Below are 24,387 nucleotides of genomic sequence, written 5' to 3'. Positions count from 1 at the left end.
GCCCGGGAAAAGAAGCTTCATCCGCAGTGGGTGGTAGAAAAAGAGTGGCGGCTTCGGTGTGTGGAAGCCGGTCTGGAGGAAATATCGCTGTTGATACTGGAGCTTGAAACCCATAAGGCCCAGTTGCAGAAACAGGCAGTACTTCCGGGTGAAGTACCTGCTGGCCGCCCGGAAGATCCGCCGGATCCACTTATCGTTCCGGTGATCAAAACGGCTTATGTTCAAAAAGAAGCCGGTCTGCCTGCTGCAAACCGGATCGTTCCGGTAAACGGGTACCGGTCTGGCTAAGCTGGGTGGCTGTATGGAACGGACCGCTGTGTTGCGGTTGGGCATCGTTTTAAACCGCTTTTCAGCCCCGGGTGGTAAAGCCTGTGTGTCAGGATCCAGGTGCCGTTGGCTCCTTGCGGGATGTCGTGTAACCACGGGGCTCCCTACGGAGCCTAATCCAGATAATAAAACATTGCTATAAACACGTTGCTCCCTATGGAGCAGTGATTGTTGGGATCCGGGGGAGTAATGGAACCGTATGGTTCTGCAGGATTGTATTCCTTAGCTAGGCACTTATGCGAAGCTTCGGGACGGGGGTAACGTTTAACGCTGGAATCGTTTTTTATACCCGGTGTTCAATCTTATGATCACATTCCTACATGCTCGTATTCCCCGCAGGGGATTGATCCGATGAACCGCGCGTGCAACGCGTGGTTCCTGATCGTAATCCGGGTTGAACCCCGGCGGGGTTCAATGCAGGCCGGTTATAACCGAACCGGCGGTTGCACGACGGCTATCCGGCCATAGGCCAATTGGGGGATGCCGGGCATGCAATTCCGGTCAGGACAAGGATGCAACGTCTGACCTGTTTTTGCCCGGTGCTCGATCTTTATGTTCACATTCCCACATGCTCATATTCCCCGCAGGGGATTGATCCGATGAGCCGCGCGTGCAGCACGTGGTTCATGACCACAATCCGGGTTGAACCCCGGCGGGGTTCAATGCAGGCCGGTTATAACCGAACCGGCGGTTGCACGACCGGCTATCCGGCCATAGGCCAATTGGGGGATGCCGGGCATGCAATTCCGGTCAGGACAAGGATTCAACGTCTGACCTGTTTTTGCCCGGTGTTCAATCTTATGATCACATTCCTACATGATCGTAATCCGGGTTGAGCCCCGGCGGGGTTCAATGCAAACGGTTGTAACCGAACCGGCGGTTGCACGACCGGCTATCCGGCCATAGGCCAATTGGGGGATGCCGGGCATGCAATTCCGGTCAGGACAAGGATTCAACGTCTGACCTGTTTATACCCGGTGTTCAATCTTATGATCACATTCCTACATGCTCATATTCCCCGCAGGGGATTGATCTGATGAACCACGCGTTGCACGCGCGGTTTATCAGATGCCCCTTTCAGGGGGGGCGATAAAAGAACGGAACCGCTTCCAGGCAATAGCATCCTTTTGCGTCTGAACTTCCCTTTCATAAACGGGACGGGATTAAGGAAAGGATATTGATGGACTATCGGCTATTGATACCGGCCGGACCTGTTTTCTATACCCGGTGCCCAGGCCGCATGTTCACATTCCCAAATGCCAGCCCCTGGCAGCGGTCAGGACTGGTTGCCAAAAACTAAAGCTTTTACTAGTTGCCGGGGAAACCCCTCATGCTTCGATCCCGATATTTCTTCCCTGGCGGATCACCTCCGGTGCAAAAGCTTTCCGGTATTGAAGCGGGGTTAATTTCTGGGTCTTTAAAAACTGTTTGTGAAAATTGGCGATGGTATTGTAGCCGCTTTCAAAGCAAATATCCAGGACGGGTTTTTGGGTTTCCGTCAGGAGGGAGCAGGCATAACCGGTGCGGACGGTGTTTAAAAAATCGACATACGTCTTTTGTGTGCACCGTTTAAAGAAGCTGCAAAAATGGGGCACGCTCATACACGCTATCTCGGCTACGTCCTGCAGGGTAATAGGGTCCCTGAAGTTGTCGATAGTGAACTGGAATATGCGGCTGATGCGTTCATCTTCATTGATCCGGAGCTCCTGTGTATTTACGGTTGTCCATTCCGGGTTTGCCGCCATCAGTTCCAGGCAATGGCACAGCGCAATAACCCGCCGGAACCCGGTTGCTTTTTCAAGCTCCTTTATCGGGGTTTGCATTTTGTTACGCAGCTGCCCCTGTAATTTTAATCCCTGCATACTGGTTTCCAGCAGTTGCCGGATCTTCCTGGCTTCAGGAAGCTGTAGCAGGTCCTGGCCCCAGAAGTCCCTGCGGAATTGGACCACAACTGCACTGGTAACCAGGTCGGGGTCACGTTTCCGGAACGTGTGGGGCACATTGCTCCCCAGGAAATAGATATCCCCGGTTTCAAATTGCCCCACATGATTGCCGATAAGACTTAACCCGGAGCCTTCCGTAAAAAGGATCAGTTCATACTCGATGTGCTGATGCCAGCCCACCTCGAACTCGGGGGTGCGAAACGTTTGGGCAATAAAGCTGCTGCTTTCGTTAAGAGGTAATTTCTGGATCAACGGTCTCATGCGGGATCTTTTGGATGTCAATTATATTACGCAATATATAAAGATCTTTTATATCAGGCTATGAAAATAGTTTAGTTTTTTCAAAAAAAAGTGGAAGCCCTTCTGCGGGGCAGCGTGTAGCTTTAACGATTGATCGCAGGGCGTAACGGTTGCGGCAGGAAAGCAGCTATTCCCGGGAGGGGCAGGCACATACCGGGCTGATGAGGCATACGCCCATAAATGGCCCGGGGAAAGAACAGGGTTGAATCAAGGGTGTTTCCTAAAGCAATAGGATGGCAACAACGGCTTGCCAGTTGTTCAGGTTCCCTGGCGTTCTGTGCATACCCGGGGAGCGTCTGAGCTATATATAGAACGTCCGTGCGTTGAGAAAGCGATGAGGATTGTTATTCGGTAATCATAAAAAACGAAGCATTATGAATGCAGATGTTTCTGTAGAGAACGGAGAGCTGCAACAGCAGCAGATTGATTTTTATAACCGGCAGGGTTACCTGGTGGCACCGGGACTGATCAGCCCCCGCGAAATTGAAGCGCTCAAAGCAGAGACGGCTGCTATCTTCCGGGGCGAACGGGGCGCAGTAGAGGGGTTAATGCCTGTGGCCCCGGGGGAGCCGGACAGCGAAGTGCTGAAAAAGTATATAGCCATCCATTTTCCGCACAAGCTTTCTCCCGTTATTTCCGGCTTCCTGCAGCACCCGGGAATTGTAAAGATATTAACGGCCATCATCAGCCCCAACGTAAAATGCATGCAATCGATGCTTTTTGTTAAAGCTCCGGGTAAAAAAGGGCAAAGCTGGCACCAGGATGAATATTATATACCCACAAGGGACCGCTCCCTGACGGGAGCCTGGATCGCTATTGATGATGCCACCATCGAAAACGGCTGCCTGTGGATCATTCCCGGGCGGCCCGGTTATATGATGTGCCGGGTACCTTACAATGGCATCGAATATGCGGATGTGGACACCGTGGATGTGGAAGCGCTCGGAGAACAGGCCATACCGGTTGAGGTAAAAGCAGGGTCTGTTGTTTTCTTTAACGGTTATACCCTGCACAGCTCACGGGCCAATAAGACCGGTGATTGCTTCCGCACGGCGCTGGTTAATCACTATATGAGTGCAGAATCGATGTTGCCCTGGGACCAGGACGGCAAACTGCCGCCAACGGAAGACCTGAGGGATATTATTATGGTGGCAGGCAGCGATCCCTATGCGTGGAAGGGGACGGCCGATGCGAATATTCCCTACCTGCGGCCGGAGGTATTAAAGATCAAAGTGGATCCGTCCTGATGAGAATTACATGCCGGGTAAAATGATTGCAGAAAATAACCGGGCACGGTGCATGCAGTAGTAAGGCCATATCCATACATGACGACCCGGGCATTACGGTAATACCGGCCCAACTAAATAGTTCATAAAAACAGGTACTGAATGAAGCAATTATTTCTTTTACTTTTTTCGATGAGTTCACTGCTGGCACCGGCCCAGGTATCCCGGCGCGCGGGCCGGGAATTGCACGTAGCACAGAGAGGCAGCGATGCTAACAACGGCAGCGCTGCCCAGCCCTTCAAAACCATTATGGCGGCTGCGGCCAAAGCCCTGCCCGGCGATATCATTACCGTGCATGCCGGTGTATACCGCGAGCAGATCACTCCGCCCCGTGGCGGTAATTCAGACCAGGAGCGGATCGTATACCGGGCAGCAAAAGGGGAGCAGGTGAGCATCAAGGGATCGGAGTTGGTCAAAAACTGGAAGCAGCTGCAGAACGATACCTGGGAAGCGCGGCTGCCCAACAGCTTTTTTGGAGCCTTCAACCCTTATAAAGAACAGATCAGCGGCGATTGGTTTACTCCCACACCCAGGGACCGGAAATATCACCGGGGGGCGGTATACCTGGACGGTCAATGGCTGATGGAAGCTGCAAAGGCCGAAGAAGTCATGCAGCCGGCCGATGGAAAGGACCTCCTGTGGTGGGCAGAGGTAGACAGCACGACTACCACCATCCGGGCGCAGTTTAAAAATGCAGACCCCAATAAAAAAATGGTAGAGATCAATGTGCGGCCCATGGTTTTTTACCCGGATAAGCCGTTCATTAATTATATCACTGTAAGCGGTTTTACCCTGGAGCAGGCTGCCACCAACTGGGCGCCTCCGACAGCAGAGCAGCAGGGCCTCATCGGCACGCACTGGAGCCGGGGCTGGATCATTGAGCACAACAAAGTGCAGTACTCAAAATGCGTGGGCATTGCTTTAGGAAAATATGGCGATGGGCACGATAATAACCAAACCGAATCTGCCGAAGGCTATGTGGGCACCATCAACCGGGCCCTGGCCTTTGGCTGGAACAAAGGAACCATTGGCGGTCACCTCGTGCGGAACAATGAAGTGGCCCACTGTGAGCAAACCGGTATTGTTGGTTCTATGGGCTGTGCTTTCAGTATTATTGAGCACAACGATATTCATGATATCCATGTTAAAAGACTGTTTACCGGAGCTGAAATGGCGGGCATCAAATTTCATGGGGCCGTGGATGTGCAGATCCGCGGTAACCGGATCTACCGCACCAATATGGGCGTTTGGCTCGATTGGATGGCGCAGGGAGCACAGGTAAAGAATAACCTGTTTTACGACAATGGTATCGACCTGTTCCTGGAAGTAGATCATGGCCCCATGCTGGTCAGCAATAATGTAATGCTGTCGAAGAAAAGTCTTTTGATGAACTCCAGCGGTGCAGCCTTTGTGCATAATCTTTTCAGCGGCAATATGGAGGTAGTGTCCTACGATAGCCGGCTTACGCCCTATCACCTGCCACATACTACATTTGTAAAAGCCCTGCATGATAACCCCGGCGGTGATGTGCAGTTTGTGAATAATCTTTTTGTAAGCGGCGCAAACGCCGGCCAGTACAGCAAGGCCCTGTTGCCTGTAGTATTTGAGGGAAATGTGTATACGAAGGGATCTGTGCCTGCACGTGCGGTGCAGGGCAGTAAACGGCTGGGCGAAATGACGGCGCAGGGAAAAGAAGCAATGAAAAAATACAACGCACAGGCAGCCACCGAACAGAATGCCATATTGGATACCAGTTTTGATGCTGCTGTAAGGTTAACAGGCGAAGGGCCCGACCGGTACCTGGAAATAACCTGGAATAAACAATGGCAGCAGCAGAAAAGAAAATGGGTCACCACCGGCAGCCTGAATAAGGCCCTGGTTCCCGATCTTCCGTTTGAAAATACGGATGGCAGCCCTTTAAAAATCGATACCGATTTCCACGGCAAAAAAAGAAAGACAGCCAGCCCTGCTCCAGGTCCTTTTGAGATAGCGGGCAGCGGCCGGCAAAAGCTAAAGCTATGATAGCGGATATTGATTGCATCCAAAACGGTATTTGAAATGATGAACAGAATAATTCTTTTTATTTTCCTGTACCTGCCATTGGTACAGGCTGGCTTTGCGCAGCAGAACAGGGTAAGCCGGTATAATATCCGGTGGACCAATCCCGGTATGAATTCAAAGGGGTCCATGCCCATCGGCAATGGCGATATTGGCGCCAATGTATGGGTGGAGGCCAATGGCGATCTTGTTTTTTACAGCTCCAAAACGGATGCCTGGAGCGAGATAGGCCGGCTGCTAAAGCTGGGCCGGGTACGGGTGTCCATAACACCCAACCCGCTGGAGGAAGGCAGATTTGTACAGGAACTGAAACTGGAGGAGGGTGCCATCGCGATCGATTACGGATTGACGAAGGTAAAACTCTGGATCGATGCCAATAACCCGGTTATTCAAACGGAAATAAAAAGCAGGGTCCCTGTTAATGTGAAAGTGGCTTATGAAAACTGGCGGAAGGGAACGCGCCCGATCATGGGTGCAGAAACAGGCTCTGTTTGGGGTATGGGAGAACGGCAGGTGTCGAAGGATTGCCCGGTTGCCATCAGCCAGGAGCCGGATCTGGTGCTGGCTCATGACCAAAAAAGCATTATAGCCTATCATCGCAATCCCTATTCCATCTGGAGGGGGAACCTGCAGATACAGGCGCTGGATGATTTTGACAGGTACCGGCCCGATCCGCTGCTGCATAATAACTTTGGCCTGCTCATCCGGGGCAGGGGCCTAAAAAACCAGGATGATACCACCCTGGTAAGTACCAGCGCTGCCCGGCAGTTTTCGATTGCTGTTTACCCTGCTGCCCGGCAGGGGGCAGCAAATGCCTGGGTGCGGCAGGTAAAGCAGCAGGCAGCTGTTATTGAAGCCATCCCGGTTCAGAAGAGAGTGCTTGCCCATCAGCAGTGGTGGAAAAATTTCTGGAACCGTTCCTATATCTATATCACCGCAAAAGACAGTGCAGAGCAAGCGCAGGCCTTTATGGTTTCGCGGGGATACCTCTTACAGCGCTTTATGAATGCCTGCAGCGGGAGGGGCGGATCGCCCATTAAGTTTAACGGCAGCATCTTTACCGTGGATACCTACGAAACCGGCGGGCCGCAAAAGGATCTTGATGCCGACTTCCGTTTATGGGGCGGTTGTTACTGGTGGCAGAACACCCGGCTGCCCTACTGGAGTATGCTGGAGTCCGGGGACTTTGATCTTTTTGCACCCTTGTTTAAGATGTATATGGATGCGTTGCCCCTGCGCATGGCGGCCACCAGGAAGTACTATGGCCATGAAGGTGCCTTTTTCCCGGAAACGATGAACTTCTGGGGTACTTATGCCGATGGGGATTATGGATGTAAAAGAGACAGCCTGCCGGATGGGTATGTTAAAAACCCCTATATCCGTTATTACTGGCAAAGCGGCCTGGAGCTGGCGCTGATGATGGCAGACTATTACCGGTTCACCAAAAGCAGCGCTTTTGCAAAAGATACCCTGCTGCCCTTTGCATCGCAGATCCTGACGTTTTATGCGCAGCACTGGAAAAAAGGGCCGGACGGAAAGATCCTGTTTGACCCGGCCATGTCGCTGGAAACCTTTCATACAGCCGTGAACCCGCTGCCGGAGATCGTAGGTATCCGCGTGGTGGCAGAAAAATTATTGCAACTGCCCTTTCCATCAGCCAAACAAAAACAAACCTGGACAGCGCTTATAAAGGCACTTCCGGAGGTGCCGCTGCGTTTAAAAGGCGCCGATACCCTGCTGGCGCCGGCACAGATCTATAGCAATAAGGCCAATATTGAAAATCCGGAGCTCTATGCTGTTTTCCCCTACCGGGCCTATGCCGTGGGCAAACCCGGGCTGGACCTGGCCATCCGGTCCTTTAATGCCCGAACGCACAGGGAAAACGGAGGCTGGCAGCAAAATTCCATACAGGCGGCCTGCCTGGGGCTTACACAGGAGGCAAAAGCCATGGTGGTGGAAAGCTTTTCAAAATGGAATAAAGAAATGCGGTTCCCCGCATTCTGGGGCCCCAACTATGACTGGACGCCGGATCAATGCCATGGCTCGGTGGCGGTAACGGCGCTCCAGCGCATGCTGCTGCAGTATGAAGATGATAAAGTGACCCTGCTGCCCGCCTGGCCGGCGGAATGGGATGTACAGTTCCGGCTGGCCGGTCCCGGCGGTAAAAGGTATGAAGGAGTGGTGGCAAACGGGCATTTAAAACTTCGCAAGGGATAAATCCGTAATTTTTTATCAATGTCGTTTCCTTAAGGAGGACCCGGAAAATTCATTGGGCTCAACCCCCAAGGGGATCCTTTAATAGCCGTCAGTGTAACGCCGGCCCGTTTGCTATAAAGAGGTATTGAATTTCCCCCGGGTTCAACGGGCAGTCCGGTGATGAACCCTGCAGTTCACACGCGGTTCATCGAATGCCGTCCTTTCAGGGCAGACGATAAAAAGCAGCGGTCCTCTTCTAAGAGCCTGTTTAAATTTTATTGATGGAATTTATTATGAAGCTATTTTGGAGCGAAACAAGGAAAATTTTGCAGGCATAGTAGGCCACTATGGCGAAAAATTTAACGCAGTTGCAGCCCAAAACGGCCATAATAAAGCCATTGAATGAATTTTAAACAGGCTCTAAGAACTAAAGTCCTTTGGCGTATGAATGTTCCTTTCATAAAAAGGGCCGGATGCTGAAGGAAACGACATCGGGCTTTTATAGCCAATTGTTCCATATATAACCCTTACCTATTATTCCTGTAAAATATTGAATGAAGGATGTAAATAAAAAAGGCTTCTTCCTTTTAGAAAAGGCACTTTGCAACCTTGCCGGTTTTTAGCCAACCCTGCTTCTGCATTTTACCGTGAAGCTGCGGGGGCTATTTAACATTTCCCCGGACCTTTCCGGCCGGATATCGATATATGACACCTCACAGAGCCGGTTTCTCAATAATGATGAGGCGATAAACAGGCCACATAGATGGCACCGGAACACTACCCGAATCGTTTTGCGTAATTGCTCCGTAGGAACATCGTGCTTATAGAAAAGGTTGATCGTTCGGGTCCGGGCCCCGTAGGGAGCCCTGTGTTTGCCGGGCTTTGATGGATCCTGTATCCCGGTGATCATGGTGCTGTAAACATGCGGTATCGGTAACACCGGAATTGCGCCGGAACCCCGGTAGTTTGCGTAATTGCTCCGTAGGAACATCGTGTTTATAGAAAGGGTTGATCGTTCGGGTCCGGGCTCCGTTGGGAGCCCCGTATTTGCGCGGTTCTTAAGAGGCCGGTTTTTCGATGGTGAAGTTGTTACAAACAGGCAGGACCGATGGTGCCTGAACGCTTCCGGGTATTTTGAACTCCGGGAGCAAAGGCCGCTGAAGCCCGGCGTTCCGGAAGGTTTCTACCGTATATTCCAAAGATCTGTATTGCTGTGTCTTGTTAATTTATCTTAAAATAGTTTAGTTTTTTAAGAAAAAAGTGGAATACTTTGTACATACATATATGTAGCTTTAATTATTGGATGCCGGGTATAATGATTGCAAAAAACGATCGATTGGCCATAGACCGGAACGGGGAATGAATGTGGAAGAAAAGTATAAAATGTATTTTTCACTTTAAGAACCCGGGTCCGCTTTAACCGGCGTCGGCTTGCTTTGTGTCTGCTTGAAGCGAAGGTGGATGGCGCTTTGCGCCGCTTCCAGGGAGGGCCCCCGGTTAAGAATGTCTCCACGATGATGCCCCGGTTGCTGCGTAAGCAGCGTTATTTGTTTGTTAGAAGGATAAAACTTTTGTTAGTAAAATAGTACAGGTGTTGGAATGCCGGCTGCGCTACCCGGGGTCCGGAACTTTGTTACTTTGTTTGTACAATCGGACCCGGCACACCAGGTCCGCAGACCACACTGTGTTCTGAAACAGATCCGGTCCCCGGTAGTTGAGGAACCATCCGGTTAACAGGAGATAGAGTTGTTCCATTTGTCATATCGATTAAACCAAAAATTAAATGTATACAGAAACCGGCTAAAATGAAAAAAGCGGGAAATGGTTCCAGCATTCCCCGCGGATACATGAAATAATGATTCGGAATGTGCTATTACTTCACGTTAACTCTTGTAAAATTATGAGATTTATTTCTTGTTGCCTGGGGGGTGCAGGATACTGTCCCTTTTTCAGGCGATTGCTTGCTGCAGGCTTGTTCACTGCTGGTCTTTTTATTATCGTATTTCAAAGCCGGGCGGCGCCCCTGCGGCCACCGGCAGACGGCGGCGCTGCCTCCCGGCACCTGCCGGCATTTTCATGGGTATTAAAGGGCAATGTTACCAATACCCGGAATGAGCCTGTTAACGGGGCCTCTGTATCGGTCAAAGGAAGCGCCGGAGGGGTTTCCACGGATAAAAACGGCGCGTTTATGATCGAAGTGGCTTCCGAAAGCGATTCTTTAATAGTTTCTGCCGTTGGATACCGGTCAAAGACAGTGGCCATAGGAAACGCCCGCAACCTGGACGTTGTCCTGGAGGAAGACCTGGAAAAGCAGAAGATGGATGAAGTGGTGGTGGTCGCCTACGGGCAGCAGAAAAAGGAAAGCATGGTCAGCTCTATAACAACAGTCAACCCCAAAGAAATAAAGGGGCCCACCAGCAACCTGACCACCATGCTGGCGGGACGCATAGCCGGGATGATCTCTTACCAGCGAAGCGGCGAGCCGGGTGCCGACAATGCTTCGTTCTTTATACGGGGTATTACTTCTTTTGGTGCGGGAAAAATTGATCCGTTAATACTGATCGACGGTATGGAGTCTACACCTACAGACCTGGCGCGGATGCAGCCGGATGATATTGCAGGCTTTTCTGTGCTGAAGGATGCGGCGGCCTCCTCCTTATATGGAGCGCGGGGAGCCAACGGCGTTATTCTGCTGACCACCAAATCCGGTACCGAAAGCAAGATAAAGGTAAACTTCAGGTTCGAAAATTCGGTTTCTTCCAATACGCAGAATTTTAAGCTGGCAGACAATATCACCTACATGAAGCTTGCCAACGAAGCGGTGCTCACCCGGACGCCCCCGGGCTCCAAATCCGCACCGCAACCTTATTCCCAAACAAAGATCGACCGTACGGCCGCAGGCTGGAACCCGATGCTGTATCCCAATAACGACTGGATGGGGATATTGATAAAGGATTATACGATGAACCAGCGGTTTAACATGAACCTGGCCGGCGGGGGCAAAGTAGCACGGTATTATATAGCAGGTACTTTTAACATCGATAACGGGGTCCTGAAAAATGACGCCCTCAACAGGTACGACAATAATATCAAATTAAAGAGCTACCAGGTACGCTCCAATGTCAATATTAAATTAACACCCACTACCGAAGGGATTGTAAGAACTTCAGGCACTTTTGACGATTACCAGGGGCCTATCGGCGGCGGGGCCGGCATCTTCAGCCAGGCGCTGTCCTCCAACCCGGTACTGTTTCCTGCAGTATACCCGGCATCGGCATTACCGCTGGTAAAGCACCCGTTATTCGGCAATGCCCTCATAGGCAGCGGGAATGTTTTCTATAATAACCCGTATGCCAATATGGTCGCCGGCTTCCAGCAATACAATACCTCTACGCTCAATGTGCAGATTGAAGTAAAGCAGGACTTTGATTTTATAACGAAGGGGCTTTCTGCCCGGGTGATGGGGTACACACAACGGTATTCCTATTTTGACCTGAGCAGGAGATTTAATCCTTTCTTTTACGGGGCAACCCCAACCGATTCAAAAGGGGAGCATTACAACCTGGTGCTGCTGAATGAGCAGCAAACCCCGCCTCCTACAGAATACCTGAACTATCAGCCGGGGATCCGAAAGGCCAATACCACCACTTATATGGAGGCGGCGGTAAACTACAACCGGACCTTTCATGAAAAACATGCCATAGGCGGGCTCCTGGTTACCATATTACGTAACTATTTAACAGCAAATGCCGACGACCTCCAGGCCGCCCTTCCGGCCCGGAACCAGGGGCTTTCGGGCCGGTTTACCTATGGGTATGACAACCGGTATCTTTTTGAAACCAACTTCGGGTACAACGGCTCCGAGCGGTTTGCCAAAAACAACCGGTATGGCTTTTTTCCTTCCGTGGGGGTAGCATGGAATGTATCCAACGAGCAATTTTTTGAGCCGCTGCGGTCCGCTGTTTCCAGGCTGAAGCTCAGGGCCACCTATGGCCTGGTGGGTAACGACCAGATCGGGAACCCGGCAGACCGGTTCTTCTATATGGCCAATGTGAACCTGAATGGCGGTAACCTGGGAGGCTTTGGGACCGATTATTCCTACTCCCGCCCGGGTGTTTCCATTACCAGGTATCCCAATGAAAATATTACCTGGGAAAAATCAAAGACCACCAACATCGGGATGGACCTGACCGTGTTAAAAAGTTTAAACCTTGTAGTGGATGTTTACAGGCAGCACCGGAGCAATATTTTAATGAAAAGGAGCTTTATCCCCACTACCATGGGACTGGCTGCCGATATCCAGGCCAATGTGGGCGAGGCGGAATCAAAGGGGATCGATGTTTCCCTGGATTATAACAGGACATTTGGTGACCTGTGGATATCAGGAAGGGGAACCTTTACCTATGCCACCAGTAAACTGCTGGTGAATGAAGAGCCGGACTTTGGTAACCTAACCTATCTCTCTCATGTGGGTAACTCGCTTGGTCAAAACTATGGTTATATAGCCGAACGGTTATTTGTGGATGACGAAGAGGTAAGAAACTCGCCGCGCCAGGCTTTTGGTACCGGCCTGGAACCCGTAAGGGGAGGCGATATCAAGTACCGGGATGTGAATGGAGATGGCATCATCAGCTCACTCGATATTGTTCCCCTGGGGTTACCCACTTCACCCGAGATCGTATACGGTTTTGGGGTATCTACCGGGTACAAAAAATTCGACATCAGCGGGTTCTTCCAGGGCTCGGCCCGTTCTTCCTTCTGGATCGACCCTTCCGCCATTACGCCCTTTGCGCTCAATGGAGCAAACCAGAACGGGCTTTTGCAGGTCATTGCCGATAGCTACTGGTCTGAAGACAACCGGGACATGCGGGCCTTCTGGCCGCGCCTGAGTTCCACCGTTAATGCCAACAATACACAAACCTCTAACTGGTGGATGCGCAACGGCTCTTTTTTAAGATTAAAAAGCGTGGAGCTGGGCTATAATCTCTCAGGGAGATCCGTAACGCGATGGGGCATCGGTTCCATCCGGATCTATGCCAGCGGTACCAACCTGTTTGTGAAAAGCAGCTTCAAATTGTGGGATCCTGAACAGGGGGGGAATGGCTTGGGCTACCCGCTCCAGAGGGTATACAATTTCGGGGTTAATGTCCAATTCTAAATTTTAATTAAGAAAACGCGATGAAACGTTCCTGATCAGGTTTTCATTATGCTCATATTAAGAAATGAAAATTGTATCATAGGCAGGTTCCTCCCAGGTTTCAGAGCGGCCAAACTTAGCAATAAAAAATATACGGATGAAAACATTTATTAATACATGCCTTATTTTATCGGCCCTGGTCATAACGCTGGTTATGCCATCCTGTAGAAAAGCGTTCCTCGACATTGTACCGGACAATGTGCCCACGCTTGATAATGCTTTTGCCAATCGCAATGAAGCAGAAAAATACCTGTTTACCTGTTACAGCGCGCTGCCCAATGATGCCAGCCCCGACTTTAATCCCGGCATGAATACCGGGGACGAGTTTTGGGTGTACTCGCCGGTGCAGACCACGGATTACACTTCCCTGGAGCCGTTCAACATTGCGCAGGGACTTCAGAGTAAAGTGAACCCGGCCATGAATTACTGGGACGGTTCCGGTGGTGGCAAATCCCTGTGGCAGGGCATCCGCAACTGCAATATTTTCCTGGAAAATATTGATAAGCCGATCGATCTGCAACCTTATGAAAAGGATCGCTGGATTGCGGAAGTGAAGTTCCTGAAAGCATACCTGCACTGGTACCTTTTCCGGATGTACGGCCCCATCCCCATCGTGGATAAGAACCTGCCCATTAATGCCAGCCCGGCCGAAGTAAAAGTATTCCGCCAGCCGGTTGACTCCGTGGTCAGCTATATCTCCAATTTACTGGATGAAGCCGCAGCAGGAGAGGGAACGGGCCTGCCGGATAAGATCACGAGCCTGAGCACCGAGCTGGGCCGCGTTACCAAACCGGCAGCGCTGGCTATCAAAGCCCGGCTGCTGGTAACGGCCGCCAGCCCGTTGTTTAACGGCAACCCCGATTTCAGCAGCCTGAAAAATAAAGATGGAAAAGCCTTGTTTAACCCGGTTTATGATGGAACCAAATGGCAGCGGGCTGCAGCAGCCTGCAAAGCCGCTATTGATGCCGCGGAAGCCGCAGGAGCGGGGTTATATCAATTTATACCCGGCGGCCTACAGGTAGCCGATAGCGCCACGAAAATAGAAATGAGTATCCGGAATGCCGTATGCGAAAAATGGAATAAGGAATTAATATTCGGACTTACGGCTTCGACCAGGTACCTCCAGATGACCGCCTGTCCGAATTTATTTGCAGCCCCGCAGTTCGATAACGGGTTAAGGGGGCAGCTGGCGCCTACCCTCAAAATGGCAGAGCTGTTTTATACCAAAAACGGGGTACCCATCAATGAGGACAAAACCTGGGATTATGAAAACCGGTTTGTGCTGAAGACCATCACCGCCCGGGATTCGGCCATGCAGAATGGTTACCAGACGGTAGGACTGCATTTTGAAAGAGAACCCCGTTTTTATGCAGATATGGCATTCGACGGTTCAAAAATGTATATGCAAAGCAACCAGAAACCCCCGGTCAATATCCAGAGCAAATTAGAGCAGGTATCCGGGAAAAAACAGAACCTTTATTATTCCATAAGCGGATATTATACAAAGAAGCTGATCAACTGGAACCTGGTTGTTGGGCCTAACGGCGGTACCACCACGGAAAGTTATCCCTGGCCGGTAATGCGGCTGGGCGATCTGTACCTGCTTTATGCAGAAGCCCTGAACGAAAGCGGCGACCAGGCAACCCCGTTAACCTACCTCAACCGCATCAGGGAGCGGGCCGGTTTGCCAACCGTAGAAAGCGCCTGGACGAATTTCTCCACCAACCCCGGCAAGTATTCCAGCCAGGCAGGTTTACGGGAGATCATACACCAGGAGCGGCTGATCGAAATGGCATTTGAAGGCAGCCGTTTCTGGGATCTGAGAAGGTGGAAAAAAGCAGCCAACCTGATGAACGCGCCGGTATATGGCTGGAATGTGGGCACCAAAACCTTTGCCGACTACAATACGAGGCTCCTGTTGTTTAACCAGACTTTTGTAAGCCCAAGGGATTATTTCTGGCCCATAAAGGAAAGCAATTTACAGGTGAACACCAACCTCGTCCAAAACCCCGGCTGGTAAGGCGGGCTGCTCCTTTGCTGCGCAGCAATTATAAAAAATAATAAAAAATAAACAGATGAAACGAATGATAAACAGATGGTGCATCGGGCTGCTTGCGGTCCTGGTAATGCAGGCCTGCAGGCAGGCCGACATAGCGCCTGTAGTCAATGACGGGGTAGCGCCCGGCCCGGTTACCGGGCTAAGTGTAACCAATCTCAGCGGGGCCGCCACTATAAAGTACAACCTTCCCCCGGATGGGGATGTGCTTTATGTAAAAGCCGTGTACAAAACAAAACAGGGATTGGAAAGAGAAGCAAAAGTGAGCTACTACAACAATACAATAACGGTTGTCGGCTTTGCAGATACCGATCCCTACGAAGTAAAATTATACGCGGTAGACAAGGGCGGAAATGAATCGCAGCCGGCATCGGTTACCGTTAACCCGTTAACACCACCCTATAAGACCATCCGCAACAGCCTGCAGGCCGTAGCTAATTTTGGCGGCATTGATGTGAGCTTTGAAAATGCCACCGAAGCGGATATCGCTATGGTAGTGCTGGCGCCCGATGAACTGGGCGATCTTACGGCCATTAATACCAATTACACAACCCTGAAGGAAGGAACCTTTATCACAAGGGATCTGAAAGCCGTGGAAACCAACTTCGGCATCTACGTGCGGGACCGCTGGGGCAATATTTCCGATACCTTAAACGTATCCCTTACGCCCATATTTGAAGAAAAGCTGGATCGTACCAGGATGAAAGCTTTGGTGCTGCCTACAGATGCCTCTTTAGGCTACGGCGGATCCGTAGCGGGGCTTTTTGATGGTAATATAACCGGCACCTATTATCATACCGGCGATGGTGGCACCATGCCCAAGTGGTTTACCTATGACATGGGGGTGACGGCTAAAATAAGCCGGATGTCCTGGTGGATGCGGCCGGGTTTTTATTATGACCTGCACAGCCCGAGGGTAGTGGAGATATGGGGTTCCAATAGCCCCGCCCCGGATGGCAGCTTTAACGGATGGACCTTGCTGACGACACATGAGCAGATCAAACCCTCGGGCCTGCCGAACGGAAAATTATCTACAGCAGATAACGACGCCGCCGTTGCAGGAGAAACCATTACGATGCCGGTAACAGCGCCCAAAGTGCGTTATATCCGGTTTAAGACCCTCAGCAACTGGTCGGCCGGAACCTATGTGCAGATCTTTGAAATTGCGATGTGGGGGAATACGCAGTAATTGATTTATTAGAATGAATAATTAATGAGATTATGAAAAAGATAACATATTTGATCTGTCCTTTTCTTTTTGCCGCAGGGCTCTGTATCAGTTCCTGCACAAAAGAAGATGATTATAAAAAGTTCACCAAAGACGGGGAGATCTCTTACCCCGGGAAGGCCAGTAACATTATTGCACAGACGGGGAATAAACGGGTGCGGTTAAGAGTGGTGCTGGGGCCGGACCCTTCCATAACAAAAATAAAGACCTACTGGAACAGCAGGGCCGATTCTTTAGAAACCGCCGTGGTAAGAAACGATGGGGATACCGTAAATGTTATTATTGATAAGAACCTGAACGAAGGGTCCAATAACTTTGAAGTGTATACCTACAACAGCAAGGGCGATCAATCGGTGGTCAGCAACGTATCCGGGAATGTGTACGGCGACAACTACCTGAGCACGGTGCCCAGGGCCAACAGGTCTGTAAGCTCCGTTCAGCTCAGTGCTTATCAGCGTGCCACCATTAACTGGGGGGCGGCATTAACAGACGAGCGGTTTATCGAGATCTACTATACAGACGCAGCCGGGGCCGCTCAAACGCTGCGGGTGCCCTCGCAATCCGTAACGAATATCCCCAGCTATCAATTAGGCACTGCCATTACCTATCGCTCTTTATATGCGCCGGAAAACAATGCGTATGACCTGTTTTCCGTAGCTCCCGGAACGGTAGACCTGGCTAAAGCAACCTATTCGGCGGTTACAACGGGCTATCTGTATCACCCAAGCAGCCCCAGGGCACTGAGCGCAACAAAAACGCTGATCCCCGGTGGCGCCAACGGGCTGATCATAGATGTTGCCGACCTGGGAGGCAGCGGTTATAAGGCCCTGATAACCGTGAACCCGGATAACAGCTTAACGGTTACCGAAGCCCCGGGGGCCGCCGGCGCCCCCTATATGATGTTTACTGCAGGGCTGCCCGCTCCCTATACGGCTGCCTGGACGGGGTCTGCCTCCTGCAACAATACTTACGATCCGGTTACCAAAACCTATAAAGTAAGATATGGGTATGGTACAGAAGGCGCTTATCGTGTAACCGAAGAGATTATTGTAATGAACTGATCTTTCCTGCTGATGGCCGGAAGATGATCTGTGGCCCTCTCATAAAAAGCTTTTACATTCATGCTGTGTCACAAAAAGATTTATCAGCCTATATCAAACAGATCGATAACTTTAAGGATGAAGATAAAACAAATGGTACTGTGCAGCATTTTGTTCCTGCAGGTACACGGTTACGGACAGGATACCCTGTATGTTGCGGTAAACGGCAGCAGCAGTGGCACAGGTACCCGGCAGGCGCCGCTGGGATCTGTGGCTGAAGCCCTGCTACGGGCCCGGACGATTACTTCAGAAGATACGGTTCATATTAATGTTGGCCCCGGCACTTACTTATTAAAAGAGCCCGTTCATATATCGGAAAAGGATCAGCACCGGATCGTGATAGAAGGGGACCCGGATCATAAACCCTTATTGAGTGGGGGCATTTCCATTGCGGGCTGGGAGCGTACAAAGGAAGGATGGTGGAGATGTAAGGTACCGGAAGTGGTCCGCTATGGGTTCCGGTTTGAACAATTATACGTGAACGGCGTGCGGGCAACCAGGGCACGTACGCCGGATACCGGCTGGTTCTTTGTGGATAGTGCTAAGGAAAGCATTCAACACCGGGGCACCGGGAGGGTTCCGGAATATGCCACCCAGGTGATCTTTACCCGTCCGGCAAATCTCCATACGCTCCGTAAACCGGATCCCGAGGACCCGGAGATTGTAGCCGGCTTTTATCATAAATGGGATTATACCCGTAAGCCGGTTGTATTTCTGGATCGTGATTCCGGCCGTTTGTTTACCGGAGGAACGGGAATGGCATCGTGGAACCCTTTGCAAAAGGGGAGCCGCTTTATCCTGGAGAACTATAAAGCGGCCCTGACCGCACCGGGCGAGTGGTTCCTGGGTCGTACAGGTTATTTGTATTATATACCCCGGGAAGGAGAAAAAATGGAGACCGCCGAAGCGTATGCACCTGCGCTGACACAATTGGTTACCATAACCGGAACCGCCGGCCATTTGGTAAAGGATAAGATTTTCAGGAATATAAGCTTTGCCCATGCTGCAGACCGGATGCCCGCAGGCGGAAATGATCCCATGCAGGCGGCAGCTGAAATTGATGCTGCCATCCGGGTGGACTGGGCGGAAAATATTGTATTTGAGAACTGCGAGGTAATGCATACCGGCAACTATGCCTTCTGGCTGAGGCGGGCGGTTAAGAACAGCACCATTACCCATAGCTTTATCTATGACGCCGGCGGCGGTGGCATCAAGATCGGCGAAACGGGGCTGCCTGCGGAGGGCACACCTTTGACAGAGCGGCTGCTGATCGAAAATAACATCATCAGGCATATCGGCATGCTGTTTCCCAATGCCGTAGGGATTGTCGTGTTCAATGCCGCCAATAACCGCATCCTGCATAATGTGATCGCCGACTCAAGGTACACGGGTATTTCGCTGGGATGGATGTGGGGATATACGGTCACCAAACAGTATACCACTTACCTGGATGCGCAGGGCCGCCTGCAATATGCCAACGATAAGGCGCTGAAAAATCCTTCGGTAAACAATGAAGTGGCGTATAATGAGATTCATCATATCGGCTGGGGAGAACTGTCCGATATGGGAGCGGTCTATACCCTGGCCGAGTCCCCGGGAACCCATATCCATAACAATGTGATCCATGATGTATACGCCTATGATTATGGTGGGTGGGGATTATATACGGACGAGGGTAGCTCCGATATTTTGCTGGAGGATAACCTCGTATACGCCTGTAAAAGCGGCGGTTTTCACCAGCACTATGGGCGCAACAATACCGTCCGGAATAATATTTTTGCCTTCGGACATTTACAGCAGCTCGATTTTACGCGCGTGGAGCCGCATCGCTCTTTTTCATTTACCAATAACATCATTTTAATGGATCATGGAACAATGTTTCATGGTCCCTGGGATAAGGGAAACATCCTCATGGAAGAGAACTGTTACTGGAGTATGAATGCAGCCGCCCCTTTGTTTATGACGCAGCCATTTTCCAGCTGGCGCCAGCATAAAGATAAGGGCGCGCTGTTTGCCGATCCCTTATTTAAAGACCCGCTTCACGGGGACTTTTCTTTTAAAAGTCTGAAAACAGCGCGGAAGATCCATTTCCGGCCCTTCGATTATAAAAAGGCCGGGGTATATGGGTCCGGGGACTGGATCCGGAAATCAAAAATGTCCGGTGATGAGATCAACGCATTCCGGGGGATCATCCGGGAACGGGAAAAAAGTTATAGTGCCTATTACCGGTAACGGGGATCGCTGCTGAAGCATCATTGCCCCGGCGAGTATGTTGACCGGAACGGTTTATTGCCGGGAGCCCGTGTTTACACGGCTGTACCCGGAGCCGGCTACGCCATGATGACGCTCCCGGGCACTCTGCATCCTAACAAGGGTGCCACCTGTAAACTCCTCCGGGACGGTGTTCGTAAAATAGTTTAGTTTTTTCAAAAGAAAGTGGAATACTTTGTACATACATAGGTGTAGCTTTAACTCCTGGATGCGGGGTATAAATTGCAAAGAACGATCGGCTGGCCTTAGAGCCTGTTTAAATTTTATTGATGGAATTTATTATGAAGCTATTTGGAGCGAAACAAGGAAAATTTTGCAGGCATAGTAGGCCACTATGGCGAAAAATTTAACGCAGTTGCAGCCCAAAACAGCCATAATAAAGCCATTGAATGAATTTTAAACAGGACAGAGATTTACGCGGGGAAAAAAGAAAGGGAGGGGCCGTTTAATGGACTGCCAAAAGTACCGCTTATACCCTCACTGCTGATAACCCATTGATAAAGTATAAAAAATAAAACGGATCCTGGCACCCTGTTGCAATAACGCTTATACCGGCTGCAGCAGGATAGCGCCCGGGTCATTAACGCGGTTAAAAGATAAGAACAGCATAAAAGCATTACGGTGAACAGCGATCGATGTTAAAAAAATAAAGATGAATACGACATACAATTCAGCAGTAACAGATCTTGCAGCATATGGAAGCCCCATTACGGATCTTTTTGAGCAGCCCCAAACGGCAGAGGAATGGCAGCCCTATATCCTGGGTGAGGAGCAGGTGCGCCGGTTTGAGCGGGATGGATTTATTTCCGGTATCCGGGTGCTGACGGAAGCTCAGGTGGATGTATTAAATACCGAACTGACAAAAATGCAATCGATTTCAGCGGAAGAAAAACAGCTGTTCTATCATTATGAAAGCAATGAGTCGGAAAACCCGGACCAGGTTTTGTTCCATGCTATCGGCGGCTGGCGGGTAACCCCGGGTTTTCATGACCTGATCTGGTCGCCCGCCTTCCGCATGGCGGCCTACCAGTTACTGGGAAGTTCGTTCCGGATGTTTCACGACCAGCTGTTCTGCAAGCCCGCAAAACATGGCGGCGTGGTTGCCTGGCACCAGGATTATTCCTACTGGACCTTTACCAAACCCATGCACCATATTACCTGCTGGATCGGTCTGGATGATGCAACCAAAGAAAACGGCTGCCTGTATTATGTGCCGGGCAGCCATAAATGGGGGCTGCTGCCCATTACGGGCCTGGCCGGTGATATGGATGCCGTGCGCGCGGTGCTGGATGCCGGGCAGCTGGAGGCATTTGACAATAAAGTAGCTAATGAGCTGCCCCGTGGCTATGCCAGTTTTCACCATCCGCTGATGATGCACGGCTCTTATGCTAATGTATCCGACCGGCCCAGGAGGGCCGTTGTGCTCAATGCCATGGATGCCCGTACCGCAGGCAACACGGCTAACTATGAGCGGCTGGATGCCTTGCATAGCTTTCCGGAAATGCCGCAGGATCAAATTTTAGACAGCCGGTTCTTCCCGCTTTTATTCGAGGGCGATAAGGAGTTGCCCGCGGCGGTCGGCGGGGTTCCCAAAGCAGACCCGTTAAAGCTGTATGCATGATCCCCTGTGCCGGAAGCCACAGGCAATAAACCGGGTATTGATTTTTAAAAAAAACTACAATGAGTAAATACGGAACGGCGATCCTGTCATTGATGATCGGTCTTACAGGGATTGTTAAAGCCGGAACAGCCCAAACAGCGCCGGCGCACACGAATGGTCTTAAAGGACCCCGTTCCCCTGTTAAAGAGATCATTGTTGTTTTTAAAACGCATTTCGATATCGGGTATACACACCGGGTAAAAGATGTGGTGCAGTATTACCGGACGGAAATGATCGACAACGCGCTCAGGATTATGGACGCATCCCGGTCCCTGCCAGCGGAGCAGCAATTCCGGTGGACGGCTCCGGGCTGGGTAATGTCGAAGGTGATGGAGCCCTGGCCGGGGCAAACGGAAGAGCGGAGGAAAAAACTGGACAGTGCCTTTAGCCAGGGGCGGTTCATTACCCATGCCCTTCCATTTACCATTGAGACGGATGTTTGCGAACCGGAGGTATTAACCCGGGGGCTGGGCTTTGCAACCCGGCTTTCAAAACAGTACCGTCTGCCGCTCCCGGTATCAGCAAAAGTTACCGATATGCCTTCTCATGCGGGTGAACTGGCAACAGTGCTGCATCATGCCGGGGTAAAGTTTTTACATATCGGGTGCAACTGGCCCAGCGGTTTTGTAAAAACGCCCGGGCTTTTTTGGTGGGAGGGTCCCGATGGGTCCCGGCTGCTGACCTTTTATTCCAGTACCTATGGCACGGCATCCGGGCCAGGCTGGTCTTCAAAATGGGGGGGAGGTGAACATTTTGTGGGGCAGGGATTGATACCCCCGGCCGATTGGCCTTATAAGATCTGGCCGGCGATCTTTGTAACCCTCGACAATACCGGTCCACCCAAAGCGGAAGATGTAAAAGCGCTTTTTGAAGAAGCCAAGCGAAAGCTGCCGGGTGTAAAGATACGGATAGGGTCGATGGATGATTTTGCAAAAGCTATTTTGTCCGATCCGCCCAGCCTGCCGGTTGTCCGGAACGAAATGCCCGATACCTGGGTGCACGGTATTATGTGCGATCCCGGTGGGGTAAAGATGGCAAGGCAGGCCGCACCACTCCTGGCCGCAGATGAATTGTTAAATACCCAGCTGAAGGGCTGGGGACTACCGGCGCCCTCTGTTAAAGACTCCATCGCCCGGGCCTATGAACTGATGGCGCTGTATGCAGAGCATACCTGGGGCGGGGCGGCATCCGTGGATCATTACGGGGATGCATTTAAGAAATTGCCGCCGGCTGGCTATGCAGACCTCGAAGCTTCCTGGGAAGACAAAACGGATTATGTCCGCGGCGCCTGGAATATTGCCGGCAATATCCGGCAGGAAAACCTGAAACAACTGGCAGGCGCTGTAAAGGGCAACGCAAACGGCCTCATCGTTTACAATCCCCTGCCCTGGGAACGGAGCGGTATCGTAAACCTGGGAGACCAGGCCGTTTTTGTAAAGAACATTCCGGCCGGTGGCTATACAACGGTTCCCGCTCCGGCCGGAACGGTGGCAAAGTCCCTGCCCGGTAATAGCATAGAGAACCGGTTTTATAAGATCATCCTGGATAAGGACAGGGGGGGGATCCAATCGCTGGTGGACAAACGCACCGGGCACGATTGGGCGGCAACGGTATCCGGTACCCAAACCGGGCAATATTTGAATGAACGCTTTACCTATGAGCAAACCCTGAACTATGTAAAAGCGTATCAGCAGAACCGCGCAGCAGACTGGATGCATCCCGGCCTCTATAAGCCCGGAATGATCTCCGGAAAAGAAGTCCCGTACCGGATGGCATCCCCGGCCGGCGGCAGGCTGAACATCAGGGCAGAAGCATTGAAGCAAACGGCTGTGCTGGAAATGCCGGCAGACAGAGCCCGGCATTTACCGGCCTCACGCCTTGTGGTAACGCTTTTTGATGATCAGCCTTATATCGATCTTGAGATCACCATTTTAGATAAAGCAAAAGACAACTGGCCGGAGGCCGACTGGCTGGCCCTTCCGTTCAATATAAAAGATCCTGTTTTTAAGGTGTACCGTCCGTTGGGTATCATGGACCCCGCAACAGGTATCCAGGAAGGGGCTAACAGGGATATCTATTCGGTTAGTCAGGGGGTTACCCTTACGGATGCCATGGGGAGGGGTATTGCTGTTTGTCCCGTCGATCATCCGCTGATCAGCCTGGACAGGCCCGGCTGCTGGAAATTTTCACCGGATTTTGTACCCAAAAAACCGGTGGTCTATATCAATTTGTACAACAATCAATGGAACACCAATTACCGGTACTGGTATCCCGGAACCTGGAGCTCCCGGGTTAGGATCTGGACCTTTGATAAAACGGTGCCCGGTGAAGCGATCATGCCGGTGCCCGCACTGGAAGCCCGGTATCCGTTGGAGCTGGCCGGTACCGGTAACAGCAATGGGATACTGCCCCCGGTACAAAGCGGCTTGCAGCTATCCCGGAAAGGGGTATTGGTTACTGCATTTGGAGAAGATCCGGACGGCGCTAAGGGCACCTTGCTGCGCTTATGGGAAATGACCGGTAAAACCGGTACCATCACCATCACCCTGCCGGCGCATACCCGTTTTACCCGGGCCAGGCCGGTAAACCTTCGCGGCCAGCCTACCGGCAAACCGGTAAAGATCACCAACGGCAAATGGAGCAGTACGATCAGGGGATTTGGGCCCGCGGGCTTTATGCTGGAATAGCTTTTGACCCGGTAAAGAGGACTGCATTTTCTCACGCGAAAGCCGTTCGCGTTCATAAATGCAGGAAACAACCGGCGA

General features: G+C 51.3%; 13 protein-coding genes. 11 read left to right on the top strand and 2 right to left on the bottom strand.

Annotated elements, in window-relative coordinates:
* The coding region (locus BLS44_RS26650; RefSeq protein WP_176954485.1) for a hypothetical protein at window positions 1-288 on the top strand (288 nt) is incomplete at its 5' end.
* A gap of 1,367 nt (window positions 289-1,655) precedes the next feature.
* Here BLS44_RS26650 and BLS44_RS19150 read toward each other — a convergent pair.
* The gene (locus BLS44_RS19150) at window positions 1,656-2,531 is read right to left on the bottom strand and encodes an AraC family transcriptional regulator (protein WP_090391841.1); all 876 of its coding nucleotides are present in this window, start codon (window positions 2,529-2,531) and stop codon (window positions 1,656-1,658) included.
* Between the two features lie 413 nt (window positions 2,532-2,944).
* Here BLS44_RS19150 and BLS44_RS19145 point away from each other — a divergent pair, with 413 nt between their 5' ends.
* From BLS44_RS19145 to BLS44_RS19105, 8 genes are all read left to right on the top strand, one after another.
* Window positions 2,945-3,817: a phytanoyl-CoA dioxygenase family protein gene (locus BLS44_RS19145; RefSeq protein WP_090391840.1), complete on the top strand. Its 873-nt coding sequence runs from the start codon at window positions 2,945-2,947 to the stop codon at window positions 3,815-3,817.
* Between the two features lie 141 nt (window positions 3,818-3,958).
* A complete protein-coding gene (locus tag BLS44_RS19140) occupies window positions 3,959-5,878 on the top strand; it encodes a right-handed parallel beta-helix repeat-containing protein (RefSeq protein ID WP_090391839.1) in 1,920 nt (639 codons plus the stop codon).
* Between the two features lie 36 nt (window positions 5,879-5,914).
* Window positions 5,915-8,131 (top strand): DUF5703 domain-containing protein, encoded by a 2,217-nt coding sequence (locus BLS44_RS19135; RefSeq protein WP_090391838.1) that lies wholly within the window; start codon window positions 5,915-5,917, stop codon window positions 8,129-8,131.
* A 1,879-nt stretch (window positions 8,132-10,010) separates the two neighbouring features.
* Window positions 10,011-13,268, top strand: coding sequence for a SusC/RagA family TonB-linked outer membrane protein (locus BLS44_RS19125; protein ID WP_090391836.1), 3,258 nt, complete (start codon window positions 10,011-10,013; stop codon window positions 13,266-13,268).
* 136 nt (window positions 13,269-13,404) lie between these two features.
* Window positions 13,405-15,327 (top strand): RagB/SusD family nutrient uptake outer membrane protein, encoded by a 1,923-nt coding sequence (locus BLS44_RS19120; protein ID WP_090391835.1) that lies wholly within the window; start codon window positions 13,405-13,407, stop codon window positions 15,325-15,327.
* Between the two features lie 55 nt (window positions 15,328-15,382).
* The gene (locus tag BLS44_RS19115) at window positions 15,383-16,552 is read left to right on the top strand and encodes a DUF5000 domain-containing lipoprotein (protein ID WP_090391834.1); all 1,170 of its coding nucleotides are present in this window, start codon (window positions 15,383-15,385) and stop codon (window positions 16,550-16,552) included.
* A gap of 32 nt (window positions 16,553-16,584) precedes the next feature.
* Window positions 16,585-17,652: a DUF4998 domain-containing protein gene (locus BLS44_RS19110; protein WP_090391833.1), complete on the top strand. Its 1,068-nt coding sequence runs from the start codon at window positions 16,585-16,587 to the stop codon at window positions 17,650-17,652.
* Window positions 17,653-17,769: 117 nt separating this feature from the next.
* Window positions 17,770-19,923, top strand: a complete 2,154-nt coding sequence (locus tag BLS44_RS19105) for a right-handed parallel beta-helix repeat-containing protein (protein WP_218127785.1) — start codon at window positions 17,770-17,772, stop codon at window positions 19,921-19,923.
* 54 nt (window positions 19,924-19,977) lie between these two features.
* On the opposite strand, the gene BLS44_RS26645 is transcribed toward BLS44_RS19105, so the two are convergent.
* Window positions 19,978-20,145, bottom strand: coding sequence for a hypothetical protein (locus BLS44_RS26645; protein WP_176954484.1), 168 nt, complete (start codon window positions 20,143-20,145; stop codon window positions 19,978-19,980).
* A gap of 469 nt (window positions 20,146-20,614) precedes the next feature.
* Between BLS44_RS26645 and BLS44_RS19100 the strand changes: the two genes are divergently transcribed.
* Window positions 20,615-21,583 (top strand): phytanoyl-CoA dioxygenase family protein, encoded by a 969-nt coding sequence (locus BLS44_RS19100; protein ID WP_090391832.1) that lies wholly within the window; start codon window positions 20,615-20,617, stop codon window positions 21,581-21,583.
* Between the two features lie 59 nt (window positions 21,584-21,642).
* On the top strand, window positions 21,643-24,309 hold the full coding sequence (locus tag BLS44_RS19095; protein WP_090391831.1) for a hypothetical protein: 2,667 nt from the start codon (window positions 21,643-21,645) through the stop codon (window positions 24,307-24,309).
* Window positions 24,310-24,387: the final 78 nt, after the last annotated feature.

Source organism: Niabella drilacis (assembly GCF_900101395.1).
In the GTDB taxonomy this organism is placed as follows: domain Bacteria; phylum Bacteroidota; class Bacteroidia; order Chitinophagales; family Chitinophagaceae; genus Niabella; species Niabella drilacis.
This window is presented reverse-complemented; position numbering and strand designations above follow the sequence as displayed.

Bases quoted from the DNA above. Each gene is read 5' to 3' on its own strand.
- BLS44_RS19150 (WP_090391841.1), bottom strand. From the start codon at position 2,531: ATGAGACCGTTGATCCAGAAATTACCTCTTAACGAAAGCAGCAGCTTT.
- BLS44_RS19145 (WP_090391840.1), top strand. From the start codon at position 2,945: ATGAATGCAGATGTTTCTGTAGAGAACGGAGAGCTGCAACAGCAGCAG.
- BLS44_RS19140 (WP_090391839.1), top strand. From the start codon at position 3,959: ATGAAGCAATTATTTCTTTTACTTTTTTCGATGAGTTCACTGCTGGCA.
- BLS44_RS19135 (WP_090391838.1), top strand. From the start codon at position 5,915: ATGATGAACAGAATAATTCTTTTTATTTTCCTGTACCTGCCATTGGTA.
- BLS44_RS19125 (WP_090391836.1), top strand. From the start codon at position 10,011: ATGAGATTTATTTCTTGTTGCCTGGGGGGTGCAGGATACTGTCCCTTT.
- BLS44_RS19120 (WP_090391835.1), top strand. From the start codon at position 13,405: ATGAAAACATTTATTAATACATGCCTTATTTTATCGGCCCTGGTCATA.
- BLS44_RS19115 (WP_090391834.1), top strand. From the start codon at position 15,383: ATGAAACGAATGATAAACAGATGGTGCATCGGGCTGCTTGCGGTCCTG.
- BLS44_RS19110 (WP_090391833.1), top strand. From the start codon at position 16,585: ATGAAAAAGATAACATATTTGATCTGTCCTTTTCTTTTTGCCGCAGGG.
- BLS44_RS19105 (WP_218127785.1), top strand. From the start codon at position 17,770: ATGAAGATAAAACAAATGGTACTGTGCAGCATTTTGTTCCTGCAGGTA.
- BLS44_RS26645 (WP_176954484.1), bottom strand. From the start codon at position 20,145: ATGTACAAAGTATTCCACTTTCTTTTGAAAAAACTAAACTATTTTACG.
- BLS44_RS19100 (WP_090391832.1), top strand. From the start codon at position 20,615: ATGAATACGACATACAATTCAGCAGTAACAGATCTTGCAGCATATGGA.
- BLS44_RS19095 (WP_090391831.1), top strand. From the start codon at position 21,643: ATGAGTAAATACGGAACGGCGATCCTGTCATTGATGATCGGTCTTACA.